Annotated in this window: 15 protein-coding genes and 2 pseudogenes; 11 read left to right on the plus strand and 6 right to left on the minus strand. The window is 69.0% G+C overall.

What is annotated here, in order from left to right; all coding sequences use genetic code 11:
• Positions 1–29: 29 nt before the first annotated feature.
• Positions 30–479 (minus strand): hypothetical protein, encoded by a 450-nt coding sequence (locus tag ACGFZP_RS31800; protein ID WP_392939592.1) that lies wholly within the window; start codon positions 477–479, stop codon positions 30–32.
• Positions 480–1028: 549 nt separating this feature from the next.
• Positions 1029–1604: a TetR/AcrR family transcriptional regulator gene (locus tag ACGFZP_RS31805; RefSeq protein ID WP_392939594.1), complete on the minus strand. Its 576-nt coding sequence runs from the start codon at positions 1602–1604 to the stop codon at positions 1029–1031.
• A 76-nt stretch (positions 1605–1680) separates the two neighbouring features.
• Between ACGFZP_RS31805 and ACGFZP_RS31810 the strand changes: the two genes are divergently transcribed.
• The 3 genes and pseudogenes from ACGFZP_RS31810 (at position 1681) to ACGFZP_RS31820 (ending at position 3705) form a co-directional block, all read left to right on the plus strand.
• Positions 1681–2007, plus strand: coding sequence for a rhodanese-like domain-containing protein (locus ACGFZP_RS31810; RefSeq protein ID WP_392939596.1), 327 nt, complete (start codon positions 1681–1683; stop codon positions 2005–2007).
• A gap of 169 nt (positions 2008–2176) precedes the next feature.
• Positions 2177–2527 (plus strand): annotated as a pseudogene (locus tag ACGFZP_RS31815) (transposase); the annotation flags it as partial.
• A 371-nt stretch (positions 2528–2898) separates the two neighbouring features.
• The gene (locus ACGFZP_RS31820; RefSeq protein WP_392939598.1) at positions 2899–3705 is read left to right on the plus strand and encodes a class I SAM-dependent methyltransferase; all 807 of its coding nucleotides are present in this window, start codon (positions 2899–2901) and stop codon (positions 3703–3705) included.
• Between the two features lie 76 nt (positions 3706–3781).
• Here ACGFZP_RS31820 and ACGFZP_RS31825 read toward each other — a convergent pair whose 3' ends face one another.
• A complete protein-coding gene (locus ACGFZP_RS31825; protein ID WP_392939634.1) occupies positions 3782–4891 on the minus strand; it encodes an IS630 family transposase in 1110 nt (369 codons plus the stop codon).
• A gap of 351 nt (positions 4892–5242) precedes the next feature.
• On the opposite strand from ACGFZP_RS31825, the gene ACGFZP_RS31830 reads away from it, so the two are divergent.
• Positions 5243–5734 carry a hypothetical protein gene (locus ACGFZP_RS31830; protein ID WP_392939600.1) on the plus strand — a complete coding sequence of 164 codons (492 nt, stop codon included), beginning with the start codon at positions 5243–5245 and terminating at the stop codon, positions 5732–5734.
• Between the two features lie 1127 nt (positions 5735–6861).
• The gene (locus ACGFZP_RS31835) at positions 6862–7344 is read left to right on the plus strand and encodes a hypothetical protein (protein ID WP_392939602.1); all 483 of its coding nucleotides are present in this window, start codon (positions 6862–6864) and stop codon (positions 7342–7344) included.
• An 864-nt stretch (positions 7345–8208) separates the two neighbouring features.
• On the opposite strand, the gene ACGFZP_RS31840 is transcribed toward ACGFZP_RS31835, so the two are convergent.
• Positions 8209–8400 (minus strand): hypothetical protein, encoded by a 192-nt coding sequence (locus ACGFZP_RS31840; RefSeq protein WP_392939603.1) that lies wholly within the window; start codon positions 8398–8400, stop codon positions 8209–8211.
• Between the two features lie 482 nt (positions 8401–8882).
• Between ACGFZP_RS31840 and ACGFZP_RS31845 the strand changes: the two genes are divergently transcribed.
• Both ACGFZP_RS31845 and ACGFZP_RS31850 read left to right on the plus strand, forming a co-directional pair.
• Positions 8883–9272, plus strand: a complete 390-nt coding sequence (locus tag ACGFZP_RS31845) for a hypothetical protein (protein ID WP_392939605.1) — start codon at positions 8883–8885, stop codon at positions 9270–9272.
• Between the two features lie 214 nt (positions 9273–9486).
• Positions 9487–9804 (plus strand): hypothetical protein, encoded by a 318-nt coding sequence (locus tag ACGFZP_RS31850; RefSeq protein ID WP_392939606.1) that lies wholly within the window; start codon positions 9487–9489, stop codon positions 9802–9804.
• A gap of 650 nt (positions 9805–10454) precedes the next feature.
• Here the strand turns inward: ACGFZP_RS31850 and ACGFZP_RS31855 are convergent.
• Positions 10455–11569: pseudogene (locus ACGFZP_RS31855) on the minus strand (IS110 family transposase); the annotation flags it as partial.
• Positions 11570–12078: 509 nt separating this feature from the next.
• Here ACGFZP_RS31855 and ACGFZP_RS31860 point away from each other — a divergent pair.
• The 3 genes from ACGFZP_RS31860 to ACGFZP_RS31870 all read left to right on the plus strand — a co-directional run bounded on the left by ACGFZP_RS31860 (position 12079) and on the right by ACGFZP_RS31870 (position 15581).
• The gene (locus ACGFZP_RS31860; RefSeq protein ID WP_392939607.1) at positions 12079–12657 is read left to right on the plus strand and encodes a hypothetical protein; all 579 of its coding nucleotides are present in this window, start codon (positions 12079–12081) and stop codon (positions 12655–12657) included.
• A gap of 366 nt (positions 12658–13023) precedes the next feature.
• A complete protein-coding gene (locus ACGFZP_RS31865; protein WP_392939609.1) occupies positions 13024–14658 on the plus strand; it encodes a PD-(D/E)XK nuclease family protein in 1635 nt (544 codons plus the stop codon).
• Between the two features lie 218 nt (positions 14659–14876).
• Positions 14877–15581, plus strand: a complete 705-nt coding sequence (locus ACGFZP_RS31870; protein WP_392939610.1) for a hypothetical protein — start codon at positions 14877–14879, stop codon at positions 15579–15581.
• On the opposite strand, the gene ACGFZP_RS31875 is transcribed toward ACGFZP_RS31870, so the two are convergent.
• Entirely contained in the window at positions 15560–16750 is a 1191-nt protein-coding gene (locus ACGFZP_RS31875; RefSeq protein WP_392939611.1) for an ImmA/IrrE family metallo-endopeptidase, read from the minus strand. The genes ACGFZP_RS31870 and ACGFZP_RS31875 overlap by 22 nt on opposite strands.
• A 1164-nt stretch (positions 16751–17914) precedes the next feature.
• Between ACGFZP_RS31875 and ACGFZP_RS31880 the strand changes: the two genes are divergently transcribed.
• Positions 17915–21007: a hypothetical protein gene (locus ACGFZP_RS31880; protein ID WP_392939613.1), complete on the plus strand. Its 3093-nt coding sequence runs from the start codon at positions 17915–17917 to the stop codon at positions 21005–21007.
• Positions 21008–21611: the final 604 nt, after the last annotated feature.

A 21611-nucleotide genomic window follows, 5' to 3' on the forward strand; every position in this document is an offset into this window, starting at 1 on the left:
CGAGATGGAGCCGGGCGAGTGAGGGTTCGTCACTCGGCGACGGCTGGCGCGGCGGCGGGTGAGGCAGGGGTGGTGGTGACGTTGGTGGTCACCGAACCGTGGATGCTGCCGCCGGCCGCGACCGAGCCGGTGCCACTGGCCTCCACGCTGGTGACGCCTTGGGGGTCCCCGGCGGGCAGCAGGGCGGCCAACTCGGCCAGCAGTTCCGGATCGGAGCGCAGGGCACGCCGGATCTGGTGGCGCAGGGCGCCCATGGCGTCCTCGTCGCCCGGCCGGTCGGCATCGTCCAGGCAGGCCTCCAGCTCGGCTCGCTGCTGCGTGTCCCTGCGGCGCCAGACCGAGTTGATGATGCGCTGCCCCAGACCCACGGTCGCGTCGGCTGCGGCCTCCTCGGCCCGGGTCAGGACCGCGCCGCCGTAGGCGGCCGCTGCGGAGGTGACGGCCGGACCGGCCACTGCCATGAACGCATCGAGTTCCATGATCCCCAACTCCCCCTGACCGCACCGGATATGGGCGATCAAGACCAAGTCTACGGAACGCCGGCACAGGGCAGCGGGAAAAGGTCCGGATCGGGTCAGGCAGGCCACCATTCGTGGTGGCCGAAGCCATGGGCCTTGTCGATCAGACGGAGGTCGGTGGGGCGAGTTCCCAAAGGGCGGTGTGGGCGGTGGCGGTGCCGGGGTGGCTGGCTGCAGGCAACCAGCGGAGGGGACGGCGGGACTGGACGCGGCCGGGCACGTCCTGCGGATTGCCCGCTCCGACATGGGATCGACGGCCCGGAGGGGCCGTGGACTTCCGCTGTCATGAGGTGATCAGTCTGCTGCTATGACACGCGGATCGCGCCTACCACATGTGGTGGCTGGCTGACATGGGGTCGCTCATTCCTGTGCATGGTGCCTCGGTGGGGGTGTGGGCTGGTGTGTATGACCGCCGTTCCCGTGTCCACGTCGTCGTCGTTTGGCTCTCTTAAGCACTCGCGCAGATAGGCGGGACTGGAGGGCGGGCTGAGCCCTGGTTGGCGGGGATCGTCACATCGCGGACCGGGCCAGGTGGAGCAGGCCGGTGCGCATCCGCTGTTCGCCGAGTTCTGGCAGGAGTGCGGCGACGTGATCGGCTGCCAGGGCGGCGAGCAGTGCGTGGGCGGCGTGGTCGGGGTCGGGCGTGGTGGCGAGCAGGATCGCCACATGGCGGTGCCAGAACCGGTAGGCCCCGATCCTGTACCGGGCGCCGGGAGTGGCGGTCTCGGACATCCGGACCAGTGCCAGATGCTCCAGCAGGTAGTCGAGGTAGGCGTTGAGGAACGCGGCCAGGCGCTCGCCGGCCGGGGCCCCGGGGCCGAGCGGGGGCGGCCCGTGCAGGACTGCCTCCTGCAGCACGTGCTCGCGGGCGTCCAGGAGTGCAGCGGCCAGCCCCGACTTGTCGCCGAACCGGCGGAACAGGGTGCCCTTGCCGACGCCCGCGGCTGCGGCCACCTGATCCATGGAGACCGCCTCGACGCCCTGCTCGGCGAACAGCCGGGCGGCCGCCTCCAGCACCGCGATCCGGTTTCGGGCCGCGTCCGCGCGCTCCTTGGGCGGCGGCGTCCGCAGCAGTTCGAGAGGCATTGCTGAACCGGACCGCAGTCCGTTACTGTCGTGAGCCATAACAGGACTGTAGTCCGATTCCCTTGGAGGCAGTGGCATGACCGCACTCATCACCCGCGACGAGCTGGCAGCAGCGATCAGGAACGGCGCGGTGACCGTCGTCGACACGCTCGGCGGCGAGTACTACGCCCAACAGCACCTGCCCGGCGCCCTGGCCCTGGTCCCGGCCGACGTCGACGCCCAGGCGCCCGCCGTGCTCCCCGACCGCGACGCCGCGATCGTCACCTACTGCTCCAACCCGGCGTGCCCCAACAGCGGCCAGGTCGCCGACCGACTCACCGCCCTCGGCTACACCAACGTCCGCAAGTATCGCGAGGGCATCCAGGACTGGGTCGAGGCCGGCCTCCCCACCGAATCCGCCTGACCTCAACCGCCGGGGCGAAGGCTCCGCACGGAGTCTTCGCCCCTCCGCACGCCCACGTGCGACGGACCGATCGACCGTCAGGCAGGCAAGCCCACTGGCGTGGAGGCCAGCCCGAGCGCATCGGCTTCCAGCATGAGGCCGCGACCCTCGGTGATCACTTGGACCGCCCGTGCCCGTACTGCCATCTTGGCTGGCCGAACCGCTGTGGGAGCAATTCTCGGCACTGCTCCCACAGCGGCCGACCTACCACCCGAACCATCCCCTGCGCTGCCACCGCCCTCGCATCGGCGACCGGATCGTCTTCGACAAACTGCTCCAGGTCCTTCGGTTCGGCTGCTCCTACGAAGCCATCGCCGACACGACCTGCTCGGCCGGCACGATCCGCAGCCGCCGCGACGAATGGATCCGCCTTGGAATCCTCGGCCGGCTCTAGCAGATCGCACTCGGCTCCTACGACCGCTTTGTCGGCCTCGTGCTGGACCAGATAGCCATCGACGGCGTCCGCCGCCGGGCCGCCGGCCTCACCCTGGACGCCATCGACCAGGCCGTCGCCGGCGCCCACACCGATCTGCGCGCCGCCGGACCACGACCTCGGCCTGCGTCGCGGCCAGGCGGCTGCCCGCCACCGCCAGGACATCGCCGACCGCGCTCGCGAGGCTGCCGAAGACGCCCGGCAGCGGACCGACACCGCGCACCGCCGGCTCGCCGGAGAAGCCGCCGACCCGCTCTACACCGCCCTCGCCCGGGCCGCTTGCCCTTCCTCGTCCACCCGCTTGGTCTGCCTAATGCCGCGTCAGAGAACGTTTGCCCTGCCGCGTTGCCAGGCAGAGCTATCTCCAGGATGCATGGTGGCGCGGCGGGGCAGAGCTCTCCGGGCACGGCACTACCGTTATGAGGGTGACGGGAATCAATGCCGACCAGCGGTGGTCCGAGTCGATGCCGGCGGCCTATGAGCAGTACCTCGTGCCGGTGGTCTTCCGGCCTTTCGCCGAAGAGCTGACCGCGAGGGCGGCGGCACTCCGCCCTCGGCGGATCCTGGAACTGGCGGCGGGGACAGGCGTGTTGACATCGAGCTTGCTCGCGACAGCACCGTCAGCCGAAGTGACAGCTACCGACCTGAACGAGGCCATGGTCGCCTTCGGGTCGGCCCGGGCGCCGGGCGCGGTGTGGCGGCAGGCCGACGCGCAGCGGCTGCCGTTCCCAGACGGAGGCTTTGACCTAGTGGTCTGCCAGTTCGGCGTGATGTTCTTTCCCGACCGGGTCGCGGCCTTCACGGAGGTCCGGCGGGTGCTGGCCTCGGGCGGCCGGTTCCTGTTCAATACCTGGGGCCCACTCGGGACGCACGCCTTCGAAGTCGCGCTGCAGGCAGGGCTGGAGCGGGCTCTTCCGGTCGACCCACCGCGATTCTTCCCTACGGTTCCGCATGGCTACGCTGACCCCGCTGTCGTGGTCGCTGATCTGGCGGCTGCAGGGTTCACCGTCGAGGAGGAGCAGGAGCTGACGCTTCAGGGCCGGGCCGCATCGACCGCCGACCTTGCCACCGGGTACCTCGCCGGGACACCAGTGCGTGCGGCCGTTGAGGAGCGCGGCGACGGACCAGTTGTCCGGGCGACTGTCATCGAGGAGATGACTGCCCGCTTGGGACCGGGGCCGGTCACCGCCCCGATGACGGCTTACGTCTTCCGTGCTGCGGCCTGAACACAGGACGCGCCCGCGCCGAGGATGGGCGTGAGTCGACGTCGATGGAGCGCGTCGCAGGGGTGCCTGGTGCTCATCACGCAACGTTCGCCCTGGTGACGACCTCACGTAGCCGTTCGTCGGCGGCGTGCTTGTTCCGCCAGATGATGTAGCGGCGGATCATGCTGCTCTGGGCCTTGTGACTGGGGTGGTCGGTGCCGTCGAGAGCGAAGTAGCGCAGGGCGGTGAACTGGGCCTCGATCCGGTTGAGCCAGGAGCTGTTGGTCGGGGTGTAGGCGATCTCGACGTTGTTCGCCGCCGCCCACGTCCCGACCCGCTGGCACCGCTTGGTGGTCAGGTGGGGCGAGTAGTTGTCGCAGACGATCGCGATCCGCACGTCCAGTGGGTGCAGTGAGCGCAGGTAGCGGCAGAACTCCAGGAACTTGGACCGGTTCTTGGTCTTCTTGATGTGGCCGTAGAGCTGGTCCTTGGCCAAGTCGTAGGCGGCGAACAGGTGTCGCACGCCGTGCGGTCGGGTGTAGGTCGCCCGTCGGCGGGGCCGGGGCTCGCGGTCGGGGTCCTTGTGCTTCCCGCCGCGTTCGGCCCACTGCCGGCCGGGGTGGGGATGGAGGTTGAGGGGCCCGAACTCGTCCATGCAGAAGATGACTTCGGGCTCGCCCTCGTCGGGTATGACCTCGCCGTAGGCGATCGCGTATAGGTGCTCGACCCTTGCCTTCTTGGCTGCGTAGTCGGGATCGCGGGAGGTCTTCCAGGTCTTCACGTGTTGAAACGAGACGCCCTCCTCGCGGAGCAGGACCCGAAGGCCCTCGTGGCTGATGTCGTCGACCACCCCCTCGGCGACCAGGAAGTCGGCCAGCTTGGCCAGGCTCCAGGTCGAGAACGGCAGGCCGTGCTCGGCCGGCTTCGATTTGGCGATCTTCTTGATCTCCAGGCGCTCGGGCAGGGTGAACGTCCTGGGCCTGCCGCCCCGGTACTTCGGGTAGAGCGAGTCGAAGCCGTCGGCGTTGAAGTTGTGGACCACGTCCCGGACCCGGTCGGCGCTGGTGAACGTCACCTCGGCGATCTTCGCCACCGGCATGCCCTGCGCGGATAGCAGCACCATCTGAGCTCGCCGCCAGGTCACCACCGACCGCCGTTCGTTCTCCGGTACCGCCACCACCCAGGCCGAGGCCCTGCCCCCGGACATCCTGGCGGCCATCGTGCGCGAGGCCATCGAGGCTCGCCGCGACCTGGTGGTCCACCACCGGACCCTGGAGCGCGAGGAGATTGAGCGCCAAGCCGTGCGCGAGAGGCTGCGTCCCAGCTAAGCCGTGTTGTAGATAGGGGCGGTTGCCTGCGCTGGAACTCGCCCGTCAGGCCGGTGAGTTGCCGCGCAACTGCGGACGGGATGCAGATCCGCGGAGCCTTCCACCCTCGCGGGTGGTGGGGGTCGGCGTGGTGCGGCACCCGTTCCTTGGAATCGCTCCGAATTGGCGGAGTGTCATGGAAAGATCGCCGAGAGTGGCGAATGCGCCACTGGTCTGTGAGGAGTGAGCGCATGAGTGCCGACCGAAACGAACCCGACATCGCGGTCCCGGACTACAAGATCGACGACGTCATCCAGGGGGCCCGCTCGGGCGCCGTCACCGCGCAGGGTCCCGGCGCCACCGACCTGGGTGCGCTGACCGGTGACGGGAGCGGTGACGGCGGTACCGGGATCACCCGGGGCACCGTTCCGGTCACCGACATCACGCCCGGCGAAGCGACCCTGCAAGAGGTGCCTGTCGCCGAGGTCCAGGCGGAGGACGTGGGCACGTTCAGCGTCCGCTACACCGGCCGCGTCCCGCAGCTCGTCGTCACCGGCGGCTCGGTCGTGCCCTCCGTCATCACCGTCGTGGACGCCACCGGGGCCGTCCTCGCGGAGTACACCGCCAGGCCCGCCACCGCGCAGTTCCCCGCAGTCCGTACCAGCCGAGCCCTGCCCATCGACCAGAACCAGCTCATCGGCTGCGCTGGCCCCAGCTGCACTCCGATCCTCCTGACGAGGTAGGCGTTCGCCGCCCGGGGACTGCCCGCAGTCCCCGGGCGACCCGGCGCCTTGTTCTACCAGGAGAGGACCACGCAGCCGGTCCTGCCAGCGTCGCCAGGCCCGCCGTCCTTGCCATTGCCTGGTTCGCCACCCCTACCCCCCTCGCCCGCGTTGGCGGGGCAAGCAGATACAGGTTGCCCCGCCCCTCCACCGAGACCGTCCAACTTGGTACTGAACGTCTGGCCGGGCATTCCTTGCTGGCCGCGGACGCCTTCGCAATGCGGCAGCCCACTTCCGTTGACGCCGCCGGCGCCGCCGGCCGCGTGGAGATACTTGGGGGCCGGTGGCAGGGGCTTTGTGGAAGCGCCCTCACCACCCCCGGCGTCGACGGCCAAATTGGGCAGTTCCGGGGCGCTGATTCCGGAAGACCCGCCTGCCTTGCCAGCCCCGCCGAAGGCGTGCTCCGGGCCCAGGATGGCTCCAGCGCCACCGGCGCCACCACCGCCGACCCTGACGTACAGAGTCGAGATGCGAGTGACATCGACGACGCAGGTCACAGTGGCGCCGCCGCCGCCACCGCCACCGTGAGTTGGGATGCCCGGTTCCGTCCTGTGCTGGCTTCCCCCTCCGGCCCCGCCCCCACCCCCGCCGATGGCCCTGACGGTGACCTTGGTGACGCCCTTGGGAACGGCGAACCGCATAGCCTCGCCCGGTTGGGAGAACACCTTCGAGCCGGAAGTCACGGTTGGCGCAGCGGCGGCCATGGGGGCGGTGAGGCCGACGAGTAGAGCCGTTACTCCCAGCAGGCGAGTGTGCGGGGCCGTTTGACGGCAGTGCTGGGCACGCTGTCCTCCACTGCAGTCCCACTGCTCATGGCCTGTCCTCCGGTTTGCTCGTCCGCCACGCATAGGTCAGTGGATCAACGAGCTGGCCTCCGGCAGGTTGTCCGCAACCTCCGAGGGCGAGCGGAGAAAGCCGACGGTCGGGGATCCTTGCTTGCCGCAGTAGCGGTCCGACGGTGGGCGCAGTCACCCGCACGAGGATTTCCAGGACAGCGGACCCGCGAGGACGGCCTGCGGGCCCTTCTGGCGGACATCCACTCCAGGGCTCCCGAGGCGTAGGTGTTCCTGCTCGGCTACCCCGCCATCGTGCCGTCCACGTTCGGCTGCGCGTACGGCAACTTCCACCAGCTCGGCACCGTCCGGCTGGCCAACGACGCACCGTACCTCGACGGCCTGCAGCGGCAGCTGAACCAGACGGTCGCCGACGCGGCCGGCGAGAACCGGGCCACCTACATCGACACCTACGCGTCGAGTGGCGGGCACGGCGTGTGCGCCCATGGATCCAACCGCTGGATGTACGGCGTCTTCTCGGACCTGGTCCTGCCGGCCGGCGGGCCGGGTCCCGTCCTTCTTGCCGGTGGTGCCTTCGGGGTTGCGGGTGCGGGTCACGGTCCGGGGCGGGCGGTGTGGGTGGGCCCGGGTAGCGGGCGTGCGCAGCGGGGCCGGCGCACACGGCGGCGCCTTCCCCGTGAGGCTTCGTCACCAACCCGCCGCAGCGGCGCCGGCGGTGCTGACAGGACGGACGGCGGGCCCGTGGTGCCCGCCGCCGCCCCGGCCCGTGCCGTGTGAGGTGGCCCGGCCCGGGCTGCGCCGGGTGGTTCCGTTATCAGCTATCGGTCACGGAACTCTTGCGGTCGTCGGGTGTGCCGTGTGACCTGTATGGGTTTGCCATCTTCGATGGCCTGTTGTCAGACCAATTTTCGGGGGTGCGGGTCCTGGTCGGGTGCCGGGCTGCGGGGTTCGGCGGGTGCTGGTTTCGGTGACTGTGGGTGTTGGTGTCGCCGGGCGGCGGGTGGTGGAGCCGGCCCGGGGAGGGTGGCGGCGGTCCCGGGGTGGTTCCGGGTCCCCGGGGGATTTGACGTCCCGTCGGAATGCTGCCTCTGATCGCCCTGTGAATTCCGCCCGGTAATTCCGCCAGCGGTATTCGCCGGGAATTTGGGCGAGAAGTCCGTGTCGCTGTTTTGTGGGTTGGCTTTCGGCGGTGGTGTGAGTTCGGGTGGGAAATGGCGGGGGGTGGTGTTCGGTTTGGCGGGGCGTGGTGCTGCGTCCTCGTCCCGGTGCCTGCAGCTGGGGTGGTGGGCCTGCTTGCCGGGGGGCCGGGCTGGGTGCTGCGCCGCCGTCCGGGGCGGGGTTGCGGGGTGCGCTCCGCTCTGGCCTGCTGCTCCCTGGGCCGGTCCGGGTGGCCGCTCGGGCCGGGGTGGCCGAGGCCAAGGGACGATGGCCGGGTCTTCGTCGAGAAGTGCCGGCACCCGGCACCGCGGCTTCGCCCCTGGCCGACTCCTGGCCGCTCGGATCGAGCCAGGGCTGGTTCGCCGACGGCCGCGGACTCATGTACCGCACGTCATTTGGATCACGTACCGCCGTGACCTCCGGCCGGCAACCCCACCAGCCACGAGCACCAGGACGGCGGGCACCACCAGGAGCACGCCGTCGTCAGCACCGGCGCGACTGGTCGCGGTACTTCCGGCAGACCTCGTCGCCCTCCTCGTCATCGCACAAGCACGCGCCGCACGCGGCGCACAACTCCCAGCTGTCCTCGCAGCGCCGCGGCGGGTAGGTCATCTCCTCCCCACACCAACCGCACTCACGGATGTCGTGGATGTCGCCCTGCTGCTGATTCGTCACGGACGAAACGTAGCCGACAAGATCATCTGTAGTGCTGGAGCCGCCGCTGCGGCCCGCTCACCGGTCTGCTTGCCGTGCCTATTGCCGTGCCTGCCGTTCGGGGCGGACGCCCGCTGCGCCCCGCCTCCTTGTCTGCCGCGTTGCCGTTCGGGCCGGGCCCTCTTTCGGGCTGGGCGGGTCTGTTGGGTGCCGGGGCTGCCGGTGCCTGGGTGGTGGGTGTGGTCTGGGTGGCCGTCAGGCCGCCCTGGAGGCTGTCGCCGGAGTGGCCGGCGTGATCGTGTGGCTGGCTTCTACCGTCGCGGGTGATGAGCCCGCCGAGGTGCGCGGGCGTTGAGGCGAGGGTGGGCGGTGGCGGTGCCGTCGTCGATGGCCGCGTTGCAGGCCAGAGCGGACAAGGCCCAGATGCGGGCCAGGCCGGACGGTGGCTGCGGGCCCACCGGATTTCCGGGCGGTCGGGCCGTCATGGTAGCTAGGATTGACCCATGACTGGTCGACGTCAGCCGATACTTCGTCTGTCACTGCCCCTGCCGCTGCTGTTGGCGTCCACGCTCTCCCTGGCGGCCTGCAGCTCGACGCCCTCCAAGGCCTCGGTGGCGGCGCGCGGGTTTGCCAAGTCCTCCTGCGCCTCCCTGCAGCAGCTGACCGACCAACTCGCCCGCCCCCGGCCGTCGGATCTGACCGACCCCTACTACCGGACCGCCGAGCAGTACCTGGACACGGCGACCAACCGCGCCGCCGAAGCGGCTCAACAGGACCACGGCTACCAGGAGTTCGCCGACACCCTGCACCGGGCGGCCGTGACCTGGCAGGTCACCTTCACACTGGACGAGGCCGAGCCGCTGATCCAGCAGGCGCGGAAGGAGAAGTGCTGACGCTCGCGACGTGAACCTAGCCGGGTGCAGATCTTCTGGGTGTGCCTGTTCGTCCTGGCTGACCTGCCGTTGCCCCTTCCAGCCTCTCAGGCCGAACCCCTGGTGCTCGGTGTCGGCGTACGAGCTGAAGTGCAGAGGCAGGTACGAGTGAACGTGCAGAGCTGTTTGCAGAACGCGTTCCCGTGATTCCTGGCCGTAAGGCATGATCGCGGGCATGGCAGAAGCAAATCTGGATCAGCTGGCACAGTTGTGGGATGAGTTCAGGGCCATGCCCTTTCCCCGGGGCTTCTACCTGCGAGAGCCCGAGGGAAAGTGCATGGTGACGATGGACTCGACGCTCGCCGGCTGTATTTCTTCGGCCTTGGACGGCCCTCTGGGTGACCGGTACCGAGACATCCTGCAGGGACGCATTACGGTCCTTGGAACGATCCTTCCGTCCATCGCTGATGACGAGTACGCCACCGAGTACTTCTCGCACTTGCACGGGACTGCCGTGCTGGCCGCTGAGGTCGACAGGGCTCGAAGGGAGTAGTGCTGGTCAGACCGAGCAGGCGACGCCGGCTTCTCCTTCGATGGCGATGTGGGTCTTCCCGACTCCGGGCGGCGCCGAGCAGGGCCCGGCGTGCGATGACGCGGGCCAGTCGGCGGGCGGGGCCGTCCCCGACTGCCGGGCCGTCGCGCCCCGGGGCGCGGGAGTTTCGCCGTCTCGGGTCCCCGAATTCCCCGGCCATGGTCCGTCAATTCCCCTCCCGGAGCGGCCCGCCGTCACTGCCCCGGCCCGGCGGGCTGTCCGCCTGCCCTGCCCTGCCGTCCAGGCCCGCCGGCCCGTTGGTCCGCCGTTGGGGGGTGTGCCTGTGTGACCTTATGGGGTTTTCCGTCGCCTGATCCATGTTGTCGGACCAATTTTTGGGGTTGCGGGTCCTGGTGGGGTGCCGGGCTGCAGGATCCGGCGGGTGCTGGTTTCGGTGGCTGTGGGTGTTCACGTCGCCGGGCTGGCGGGGTGGTGGAGCCGGCCCGGGAGGGCGGCGGCGGTTCTGGGGTGGGTCCGGGGCCGGTCTGATTTGACGGCCCGTCGGAAATACTGCCCTGATCGGTCCGGTATTTCGTCTGCCGTGTTCTCCGGGAATCGCTGGTTGATGTGGTGGTCTGGATTCTCTGGACTTTCTGTCGGGGCTGGTCGCAGAGGAGCGCCTGGGTATGGCGTTTGCCCTGGTTGATCTTCTTGTCGTAGTAGGTGCGGGAGGCTGGGTCGTTGAGGGCGGCGAACGCGGCCAGGAAGAACGCCCGTTTCAGCTGCTTGTTGCCTCGGCGGGATGGTTGCTCTCCGCGTATGGAGGATCCGGAGCTGCGGGTCGCGGGGGCGAGGCCGGCGTAGGAGGCGAGGTGGGCGGCGGTCGGGAACGCGCTCGCGTCGCCGACGTCGATCAGGACGCGGGCGCCGGTCCGGTCTCGATGCCGGGCATGGAGGTGAGGACCTTCGAAAGCGGGTGCTCGTCCAGCAGTTCCTGGATCCGCTTCTCCAAGAGCTTGCGCTGGCCGAGGACGGCCCGCAGGGAGCCGGCCAGGCTCGGCACGATCAGCGCGGCCGCCTCGGTGCCCGGGACGACGACGGTCTGCTCGTCGAGGGCGGTGAGGAGGTCCTCGACGAGGCGCTCGAACATGCGCGGGGCCAACGGTCGGGCGACGCCGAGCAGGCGGCGGCGTCCGGCCTTGCGCAGGGCGGCTGGGGAGCCGAACTGCTCCAGAAGGGCCAGGACAGCCGGGTGGCCGAGCCTCGGTCCCAGCACGCGTTCCAGATGCGGGTGGATCTGGGTGAGCAGGCCGCGCAGCCGGTTGGCGATACGAGTCGCCTCGCTGGCGAGATCGTCGTCGAAGCCAACGATCATCTCCAACTCGGCGATGGTCTCGTCGGTGGGCTCAATGCCGCGCAGGGTGTGCGGCATGGTGCGGGCGGCGTCGGCGATGACGAATGCGTCGCGGGCGTCGGTCTTGGCCTCGCCGGGGTAGAGGTCGGCGATGCGGCGCATCGTCAGGCCGGGCAGGTAGGCGACGCGGCAGCCGGCGTCCCGGGCGACCGCGAGGGGCAGGGCGCCGATGGAGGCGGGCTGGTCGACCACGACCAGGACCGTGCCGTGCTTGGCGGTGAGCTTGTCGAGCACGGCCCGCATCTTGGGTTCGCTGTTCGGCAGCCGCTTGTCGAAGACCCGTTTGCCGGTCCGGCTCAGGGCGGTGCCGTGGTCCTCGCCCTTGCCGACGTCCAGGCCGAGGAAGACGTCCACATCACCGGTGTCGATCACACTGTTCCCTTACGCGGTCGTGCTGTCCCGGCCTTGTTGGCTTGGCACCAGTCGCCGGCATCCACGTTACGAAGAGCCTCCCAGCGAGCTGGTGGTCCTGCCCCTATCAGCGGTCTACCGGTGCCTCCGGCCCGGTGACACCACCCCCCGGATCATGCGAACTACAGGGGGGAACAGTCATGCCGGACCGGAGGCCGGGAGCCCCATTGCGGGGCCACGAAGAAGGTAACGGGGGGGCACCCCGCTGGTCACGAAAGTTCAGCTGCCGTCGGACACGGGCCTTGGCGGCCCTTTCCGCGCCCCCTTGTGAGGGTGGTTTCTGTGGGTGGGTGGGGGAGTCGGCGGGTCCGGTGTGGGGGAGGGGTGCATGCTGGACGGGGTGCTGCGCAGGGTCGGCGGTCGGGTTTCCGGCGAAGGAGGGCGGGCTGGCAGGAGGGCGATCGTCGCCGGGCGGTGCGGGTGGGCGTGGTCGGCTGACCGGCCTGCGCACTGCGAGGCCGCGGGTCCGGGTGTTCCGCTTCTCCGTCGCGGGCGAGGAGTACCAGGTCAAGAGCGGCGTGGCGGCGCGGATGGGCAAGGCCGCCGGGTACTTGGTCGTGGCATCCGCGGTCCTGGCCAGCGGTGGGGTGCGGGGCGTCTCGACGTCCCTGGTCGACGACGAGGGCGTCGACCAGGTCTTCCACTGGCGCGCCCACGGCGCCACCCTCGCGGTCCGGGTGAAGTTCCGGATGATGTCGGGAGTTCAGGCCCAGCAGGGCGGGCTGATGGCGCTGGTGGAGGCCGGCACGTTCCAGCCGCAGGACTCCTTCGCCCTGCTGTTCGTTGCTGTCGATGACGAGCGTGCCGCAAGTCACACTGCCTGGCTGGTGCCCAGCAGGGACTTCGCCGCGAGGGTGACCACGCTCACCGCCAATGGGTGTTCCTGCCTCTCCGCGTCGGTGAGAGCTGCCTCCATGACCGTTGGTTTCCCGTGCAGGCTGACTGCTGCTCAGCTCCCGCAGCGTCTCCCGGACTGCCTTGCTGGACTGAACGGCCGCTCCTTGTATCGCCAGATGGCAGTGTGCCTGGTCGCGACAGGCAGCTGCTGACGGCCGTTGCTTGTGGCCGGGCCCGAGGTCCCGCTGTCACACTGCCCCGGCCGGCGACGCAAACCGAGTGATGGAGCGAGCCGACCCGCCCTGATGCCATGCGGAGCCAGAACGACGGACGTCGGCATGCGTTACTGCGCATCGACCATCTGACAGCGCCAGCCGCCTGGCGGGCGCCAGGCGGCTGTGCGGTGGCGGTCCGGTGCCGTGGGCCCGCGATTCGTGCAGGCCGGCCCAAGGCGCGGCGGCCTGCGTCGTTCCGAGTTTGCAACTTGGTTAAACCAAGGATGATTTGATGAACATACGACCTATACTCTCGGGCTCGGGGGAGTTTTGCAGGGACACGCGCGATTGGGGTGCGGCTTGGTGCTGCCCTGGAACCCGCCGGTTGAGCTCACCGGGGACCGTGAGCTGATCCGTGTCACCGCGAGTGATGCGCAGGTCAATCCCGGGGGGTGCGGCCTTTTCGGGGCGGTCCAGGCCCGGCGGAACGTGCGGGCGGCGACCTGGCGGCTGCGCTACAACGACCAGCCGTTCATGCTCAAGGTGATCCGAATAGCCGTGACCGCCCTCCACCGAGACGACCGCGTCCTGACCTGGGAAGGACTCCAGGAGGCCTTGAAGGAGCGGGTCGCCCCCTGGGAACTGCATCCGGGGGTGAGGGCCTACGTCGAACACGCGGTGGAGCAGTACATCGAGGCCCACGACGAGTTGGCGACCCGCTTCGGAGAAGCGCGGTTCGCCGCCTTCGACCCTCTTACGGGGGTCGGTGGGCGTCAGCTTACGGCGTGGGCGTTCCTCTACCGGTACGCGGATGGAACACGGGAGATTCGGCGCCTGCGCCTGCGGACCGCACGCAGCGCCGAGGGACCGGAGCGCGACCGCTGGAGCGTGCTGGCCGCACACGTCGCAGCGGGCTTGGACCTGCGGCTACCGGCCCCACGCGTGCGCGTCGTAGAGGTCGGGCTCTACGACGGCTCGACGGAGGTCACGTTCCAGGGGACGCCCCAGGAGGCGAAGGAACGCTACGAGGCGCACGTCCGTCCCGCGATCCTGTCGTTCGTCCACTCCACCGAGACCCTGCCGGGCCGGTCCTGTGGAAGGTGCAAAATCGCGGGCTGCTGCACGGGCTTGACGGACATGAGCGGCTGCCTGGGGCAGGGGGGTCTCGGCGCCTACACCCGTTCGGTCAGCGCCAGCGATCTTGAGCTGTACTCCAGGTGCGCGTCGCGGTGGTATCTCGAGCGCATCTGCTACCTGCCCAAGGATGAGGGCATTCCAGTGGTCGCGGCGGAGCGGGGCCGCCTTGTCCACCGTTGGCTCGCCGATGCGCACGCCCGCGGTATCCGCTGCACGCCGGCCGATACCGGAACTCACGGCGACGACGGGGTTTTCGCAGGCACACTGTCGGCGGAGGAATACAGCCGGGTGCGTGAATTCCTTGCGGCACATGTTAGTTCGTGTCCGATCGGCCAGGTGATGGACGTCCGTATCGAGTCCCCGCTCTACGGATACGACGCGGCGGCGGATGTCGTTGTCGCGACTCAGCCGGACATCGTCTACACCGAACCGGCTGGGCAGGTTGTCATCCGTGAGACGAAGACGGCGACCGAGATGCCGGAGGATTCGAACGATGCATTCGACCGGTTCTTCGCCGCTGCGTGGCTGATCAACATCGCGGGGGCGGCGAAGGGGGCTTTCGGCGGGACCGATGCACTGCCCCGGGTTGAGCTCGAGGTGATTACCGCCAAGGAGTCACAGGTCTTCACATGGCAGCCGGAGGACGAGGGGGTGGCCAGGATGGCCGGCTCCGAAGTCCGCGGCCACGTCACCCCCTGGCACCGGGACGTGGTCTGGCCCGCGTCCCCCGGCGCGCAGTGCTCCTGGTGTCCGGTCAGTCGCTGGTGTCCGGAGAAGGCCGACCCCGACAGCACGACCACCGGGGAACTGCACCTGGGCGACGAACCCTGCGCCGGTCTGCCGTCGGCCTCCCCGGAGTAGGCCCGGGCGTGAACGCGGTGCGTCCTGCACTGGCGCACGGCTAGGCTAGCTCCAGGCGCACCGGCGCGCCCGACGACTGAGGCTGGAGGGGGTAGTTGAGCGACCGGCCCACTCCGCTGGACATGCGTCCCCGCCAGCCCCGCCTCCAGCCCAGGCAGCCCAGCGGACAGCGACGACGGCGTCCCGTCAGCCCCGTCGCTCCGCAGCGCTACCGGCGGGTGAGCAAGGCATGGTGCGACAGCGGGTTCCTGTACGCGATGGCCGTGCGGGAGAGCGTCTTCAGGGCCTTCCTCCTCCTCTATGGGGACACCCTGGCGGTCACGGCGGCCGTGGCGAAGGAGATCCGCGACAAGGCGCGCCAAGCGCCGGGACCGGACGCCAGCACCGGGAGGTGGCAGATGGTCAGGGCCGCTGGCCGGGTCGCGGCGGTGCTCGGCAAGGACATCGCGGTCCTCCCGCTACCCGAGGACGACGCCACCGTGGACGTGATGGCGGGCAGGGTGCTGGACCAGCTTCGGGAGGCTGACGCGGCCCGCCATGGGCGGGCCGGGACGGGCCCCGACGACCGGGTCGCCGCGGCTAACAAGAACACGGGGGAGACTCTCAGCATCGTCGCCGCGATCCGCACTCTCACATGGGGAGGCACTACCGTCCTGCTGACCCACGACGGAGGCGCCCGCGAGGTCGCGGACCTGCACCAAGTGGCCACCCAGGACATGGTCGATGTGCTCGGCCAGCTGGTCTGCGAGCAGCAGATGACGGATGAGCAGGCCCACGCCGTATATGAGGCGGCCACGCAGTCCTTCGGAACCCTCCCGGCCCGCGACCGGCCCGACGGCGTCGGCGACTACCAGTGCAAGGCCCTCGGCGGGGCGTGCTCCGCCTGCGATGTGGCGAACGGTCAGACGCCCGGCCTGGAGTGACTCTCCGGCGTGCCGGGCACGGCCGGGAGGTTCCAGCCGGCTTCACGCAGCATCTGGGCCGCCTTCTCGCTGTTCCCACCGGCGATCACGTTGGACACCGTCTCCAGGCTCACCACGCCATCGGCGAACCCGTCCAGCACCTGGTCCGTGAGCCTCGGCGAGGCGAAGGGCCGGCCCCGGTCCTGCTCCAGCTCCGACCAGTCCGGGCCCGACCCGGCGAAGGCCATCATCGAAGCTACCGGGATCTGCTCGCACGCCTCGAGAAGCGAGCGATCGACCGTGGCGGCTCTGGTCTCCTTGAGGGCCTTGAGGGCGGCCTGGCGGCTGATCCCGTACGTGATCACGATGTCGGCCATGAGGCGCTGCACCGCCGTGAGACTCGTCGGCTCGTGGCGGCCGATCATCAGGTGCAGCGCTTCCTCCGGCAGCAGGAAATGCCGCGCGAATGAGTCGGCGATGATCTCGGGGCGGAGCTCCGGCGGCTCGGTACGGTCAACAATCACCTGGCCGGCATCCTGATAAAGGACATGGCTGAGTTCATGGGCCAAGCTGAAGCGCTGCCGGGCCCAGTAGTCGTTGCAATTGATTAGGACAACCCAGCGCTTTCGGTTCTGATGTTCCTCGGGAACCGAGATGCCATGTACGCCCGTCGGCAGCGGTGCATATTCTACGGGATGACCGAGACTCTCAATGAAATCGGTGAGTTTTTTCACGGGCTCGAAAATGCCGAGTCCCAGATAGGAGCGGAGGCGCTCCGCTGTCTTTCTGCCGGACTCCTTCGCATCCCACTTATTCTTGGAAATGGAAAGAGTCGAAAGGTCGACCGGAGGAGTGGAGAATCCCCATTCCTCGGTCAGCCGGTCGGCTGCCAGTAGCTTCGCTGCATGCTCGACCCATACCTGCACGTCGTGCCCGACGTCAGCGGTCCCAAGTCGAAGGCTTACGCCGATCGGAGGTTTCCGCGCGCCGGTCAGCACGCTGGGATCCACGTCCATCAAGGAGCCGAGCAGAGTCGCCTCATATAGCGATGGCCGACGAACGCCGCGCATCAGCTCGTCCCCAACATCAGGGGAGCCGAAAAGCTGTTCCAGCATGGAATGAGTGACGTTGTTGTTGGAAAGCAGCCGGCTCAGCGCAGGCCCGTCAAGAGCCGCTGTCTCATGCGTCACACGCGTCACCTCCCTGCGCGGCCGGCACACCGCTCCGGGACGTCCGCCACCTGTGCGTGCGCACAGCCGGCCTCAAGAGCTTCCCTTCACGCGCATCCAGCCCTCCCGTGCCATAGATGTCCGACACAAGACCACGCGGTCCGTGACCGCGCCTCGTCCCCTTCAGGATAGGGACAGCTACCGACAACCGCGAAGGCGCACACAGACCCGCCAAAGACTCCGCAGGGCCCCCGCATACCGCCTCTGACCAGCGCGAACACACACATGCAGGGAAGCGGTGAGTGAGGGAAAACACGCATGACCAGGCCAGGGCCTTCCACGTGCCTGCCTTGGTCACTGCAGCCACACGGACTGGCGGGCAAGCGGTCGTCATGGCTGCAACCGCCCTGGTGAGCCGGAAAAACCAACGCGCAACCCAGGCCAGCTCACGCTCTGACATCCTCCAGGGCAGCCTGTCGTGGTCCCTGTATCCCGGAACGGCTGCTTCAGGGCCATCAGCAACTGTCCCCTTCCACAGAACATGTGCCCAACAACGCCTCAAGGGCAGCCTGTGCAGCGGTGTGTCGACGCTGGCACGCCCACATGCCCACTATCAAAGCAGCCCCGGCCATGGGATGTCACTCTAATCGCTGGGTTCTGCTGGCCTGCCACTGCGCCTGGAACCCTGCGGACATGGAGATTTCCAGACCCGCTGCGTTCGCCCTGCCACGACCACAGTCCTGTGGCCACCACAGCTGCCCCCGAAAGGCAAGGCCGGTGCACGATGGCTGGCCCAAGGGGCCACAGGAGCGTCAGACACCGCTTCGGGTGTATGCCGGTCTCCTGTGCGACATGACCACCCCTGGCCCACAAGCCGAGGTCGCGTGAGGTCGCAGCCCCTCGACGGCGCGACTGCCAGACGCCGCTGCCTGCCGTGATACTGGCCCGGAGCCGCAGCGACCAAGCGCCCACCACTCGCCTGGAGCACAGAAGGGCAGCGGCAGCGGGCCTGGAAGGCAGAAGTACGTGCCGCAGCACTGTCCCAACTGCCGTTGCCGGAGAACAGAGCACACCGTAGGGACACCAGGCTGCCCCAGTCCCGACCCCGCCCTCGGCGTCACCCGTTGGATGTCGGTGCAGTGGTGGAGACTTGGCTGCGCGGGGCGGCGGTGATCGGAGAACAGCATGGGCAGTGACGCAGTCGAGCTCCAGCAGCGCATCAGGTTCGCCCTGAGCGTCCTCGGTGAGTGCAACGGCCACCACGAGTTCGAAGCGCTGTGCCTGGGCCTGGCACGTCGCAGGATCACCAGCAACCTGCTGCCCGCGACCGGTCCCGTCAGCGCCGGCGGAGACCAGGGACGGGACGGGGAGAGCCACTGGACCGACATCCCGCAGGAACTGCCCGGCACCTCCCTATTCGCGTCACTGGCCACTACCCGGCGGGTGGTGGTGGCCTGTACAACCCAGACTGCCAAGGTCACCGGCAAGATCCGTACGGACCTTGTGTCGATCTGCGGGAAAGGCACCCCTGTCGACCGCGTCATCTACTTCACGGTCACCGCCGTGCCCGTCAGCAAGAGACACGAGCTGATCGACCACGCAGCCAAGCAACACCATGTCGAACTGGAAATCTGGGACGCAGCCGCGCTCGCCCAACACCTCGCCGACTACGACCTGTTCTACCTCGCCGTCCAGTACCTTCACCTTCCTTCCGACCTCACCCCGCAACGTCCCGACAGCGCCGGCCACCTGCCCCACTGGTACCTCGAGAGCCGCGAACGCTGGAGGGAGCGCAGCGAACCGGCCCTGAGCCTCGGCGACCTGGTGGACCTCAGAGCACCGCTGCGCCACGCTACCTTCCACGGCGAAGCACGAGCCGACCTGCCGGAATGGATCGACTGCGTGCGCCCCCTTCTGGACAGCGGGGGAGGGGAGACCGCTTTGCGGGCCCGTTACGAGATCGTCGTGGCCACCCTGCGCGGCCTCGGCGACATGCGTCAGGCCGATCGATGGGCGCGTGACTTCTTCGTCGAGGTCACTACGGACGATGTTGTGGACCTGGGCGTCATCGAGGATGCCGTCGTTCTGCTCGGCTATGCCTTCGGAGCCCTCGTGCGAGGACTCACCGAGCTGAGCGCAATAGAACTGTGCGACTGGCAGAGCCAGTTGGTGCAACGCGTCGACCGGATGCTGGACGCCGGGCCGTACGCCAACGCCAAGGCGCACCTGCTGGCCCTGCGGGTCCGCCTGGCCCTGCACCCGGACATGACCGCAGCCCCCGGCGCACCGGACCAGGACCTGCCGACCGTCGCGGACGTCACCGCTGCTGTCGTCGAGGCAGTGGAGAGCGGTGGCCCGCTGCCGGCCCTGCAGAGTGGCCGCCAACTCACCGACGTCGACGCCGCCATGCGCACGCTCGTGGACCTGGGCCGGCATCTGGACAACGCCCCGATGTTCCCCATCGAACGCACCGCTGACCTCTTCGACTACCTCACTCCCGTGCTGGTGGACCACCCGCTGTACCGGGAAGCCCGCGACCTGCTCGACCAGGCCACCGACCGGGTCACCGGCCAGACAGCACGCGGCCGCCGGGCCCAAACCCGAGGTATGGCCCTGATCCGCGGCGGCCGCCTCGCGCAGGCACTCCAGGAGATCCACCAGGCCAAGGCCGGCTGGCTCAGCGGGGACACCCTCGAAGGCGGCCTGACCATGCTGCTGCTGTGCGCCCGCCTCTACAGCGAACTCGGCCTGCCCGTCGCCGCCAAGCAGCACGCCCTCGCCGCGGCCACTTTCGCAAAATCGGCACCCGCCCCGGAACTGCGCCACTTCGTCCCCCGCGGGATCATCACCGCCGCCAGGTACGACCACCAGGCCGGCAACTGGATCTCCGCCACCCACCTGTACTGCGTCGGCGTCATGGCGCAGGGCGTCTACTGCGACGAGCCGTACGACGAAGAACGCCATCCCCACGTCTGGGACATGATGGCAAACCAGGCGATCACCCAGCGCACCGCCACCGCCCTGCGGCCCGCCTACCTCCCCCTGCTGCGCGAGATCACCGCCACCGTGGGGATCGACACCGTCATCGACGACATCCTCGCAGCCGGCGCCGAAGCCCCCGCGGCGACCGAAGAGGCGTACGCCGACGAGGCCGACGTACAGGGTGTCGGGCGGCCTTTCAGCGACGCCGGCCCTACACGCCGCTACACCTGGAGTGCGCTCGGCGTCGACTGGGAAGTCACCTGCCCGAACGAACGGGCCTGCGTCCTGGCTGCAGAGCGCTATACCGCGGCGCTCCAAGTACTCCTCGCCGAGCTCGCGACACGGGACCCGTTGTTCCTGCCGGGGCATCTGAGCGTCGAGGTCCGATCGGGCACAGCCTCAGTGGCCGGCCACCCTGTGCGCATCCGAGACCGCGGCAGCGACGCCAACCGGTGGACACTGCGGCTTCCTCCCACCGACATCTCCAACCCGGAAGCGGATCTCGTCGACCTCCTCAACGCGCTGCTGAGCGTGACGCTCTCCCAATCGCTGCTCCCCGAGAAGGTGTTCACCAGCCTCATGGAGCAGATGTTTGCCGACGGCCTGCGGCACAAGCTCGTCGTGGGCCGCCCGTATGACGAGTTGGCAGGCTTCCTGTCGGCCGACGACTACCTGACGATGGGCGCGCTCGCCGATCCTCCGGTGGGGGCCGGACGGGCGCGTGGTCGAGCCGCGACGGACCTCCTGCCGGCACGGACGGGCCCCGGCCCCGGCTACGAGAAGGGCGCGGCTCTCGAAGCGGTCCGAAACCGCTACGCCGTCATGCCGCCCATCGTGAGGCACACCCTTCCCCGGCTGGCGGCGGACCCCGGGTTCCGACGCACGGCCACACGGTTGAGACAGGAAGGATGGCTCGACTGGCACCTGCTGACCGCCATCGCCAACGCCGTCGGAAACCACCGCGTCCAACAACAGGGCCACGGCTTCCCCCTGGAGAGTTCCCCGGAACAACGGGCGCTGGCCCTCGCTCTCTTCCGGGCCCCCGAGCGTCCGGGGGAGCCCCCGGCCTCGGCAGAAGCCTTCACCGAGGATGCCCTGCGCTCGTACCTGAGCGCAGCCGCAGTCAGTACCGCGCACGGTTTCAGCCTCGTTGTCCGCAGCGACGTGCTCGACCCCCGGGCACTGCTGGCCGTGCTCGGCGACCGCTACGGCTACTGGACGGACGACGTCGAGCACGTGAACCCCTTCGACTGGCCGACGGAGGCGGCAGCAGCAGCCCTGACCTCCTTCCCCTGACGGACCGGATCCTTGCCGGTCTTCTTCCGAGTGGGGGGCCGACGCCATCCGACGCGGTCGCGCCAGGGGGCATCGCTCGGTGTGCGCGGGCGACAGCCCTGCCCGGACGGGCCGGAGTTCTCGGCGAGACACCGAAGAGCGGGTCACAAGCGCGAAGGTGGGCGTCTCAACAGCGTCCCTGTGATGCGCTCGATGCAGGAGCACAAGCGGTCCAGTGCGGCCAGTGCCGACTGCCTCGATGCGTGGGAGCCGCGGCAGCAATGCCACACCACCACCAGGAGTGCGAGGCACAGTGTGGAGAGAACGAGAACCACCGAGAAGGCGAAACCAGAAGTCATGCCGGAAGGATGCAGCAGGCCTCTGGCCAGCACAAACAGCCGTATCGAGGCTGGCTGACTCTATTTTTGGGCGCGGTCGAGCAGAGGTCAAATGCCCTCGGAGAGGACATTTCTTCGGAGGTCCTGTGAGCCTGACCTGCCGCTTCGCCCGGCGACTTTCGGGCGGACCCTTATTCAACTGCAGGTCGGCGGACAATCGAGGTCGATTCCCCAGGCCCAGCCGGATCGGCCGAAAACCGCCAGGTGTTGGCTGGATGAGGCATACG

Source organism: Kitasatospora sp. NPDC048239 (genome assembly GCF_043202015.1).
GTDB lineage: Bacteria > Actinomycetota > Actinomycetes > Streptomycetales > Streptomycetaceae > Kitasatospora.

Bases quoted from the DNA above. Each gene is read 5' to 3' on its own strand.
- ACGFZP_RS31800 (WP_392939592.1), bottom strand. From the start codon at position 479: ATGGAACTCGATGCGTTCATGGCAGTGGCCGGTCCGGCCGTCACCTCC.
- ACGFZP_RS31805 (WP_392939594.1), bottom strand. From the start codon at position 1,604: ATGCCTCTCGAACTGCTGCGGACGCCGCCGCCCAAGGAGCGCGCGGAC.
- ACGFZP_RS31810 (WP_392939596.1), top strand. From the start codon at position 1,681: ATGACCGCACTCATCACCCGCGACGAGCTGGCAGCAGCGATCAGGAAC.
- ACGFZP_RS31820 (WP_392939598.1), top strand. From the start codon at position 2,899: ATGAGGGTGACGGGAATCAATGCCGACCAGCGGTGGTCCGAGTCGATG.
- ACGFZP_RS31825 (WP_392939634.1), bottom strand. From the start codon at position 4,891: ATGTCCGGGGGCAGGGCCTCGGCCTGGGTGGTGGCGGTACCGGAGAAC.
- ACGFZP_RS31830 (WP_392939600.1), top strand. From the start codon at position 5,243: ATGAGTGCCGACCGAAACGAACCCGACATCGCGGTCCCGGACTACAAG.
- ACGFZP_RS31845 (WP_392939605.1), top strand. From the start codon at position 8,883: ATGACTGGTCGACGTCAGCCGATACTTCGTCTGTCACTGCCCCTGCCG.
- ACGFZP_RS31850 (WP_392939606.1), top strand. From the start codon at position 9,487: ATGGCAGAAGCAAATCTGGATCAGCTGGCACAGTTGTGGGATGAGTTC.
- ACGFZP_RS31880 (WP_392939613.1), top strand. From the start codon at position 17,915: ATGGGCAGTGACGCAGTCGAGCTCCAGCAGCGCATCAGGTTCGCCCTG.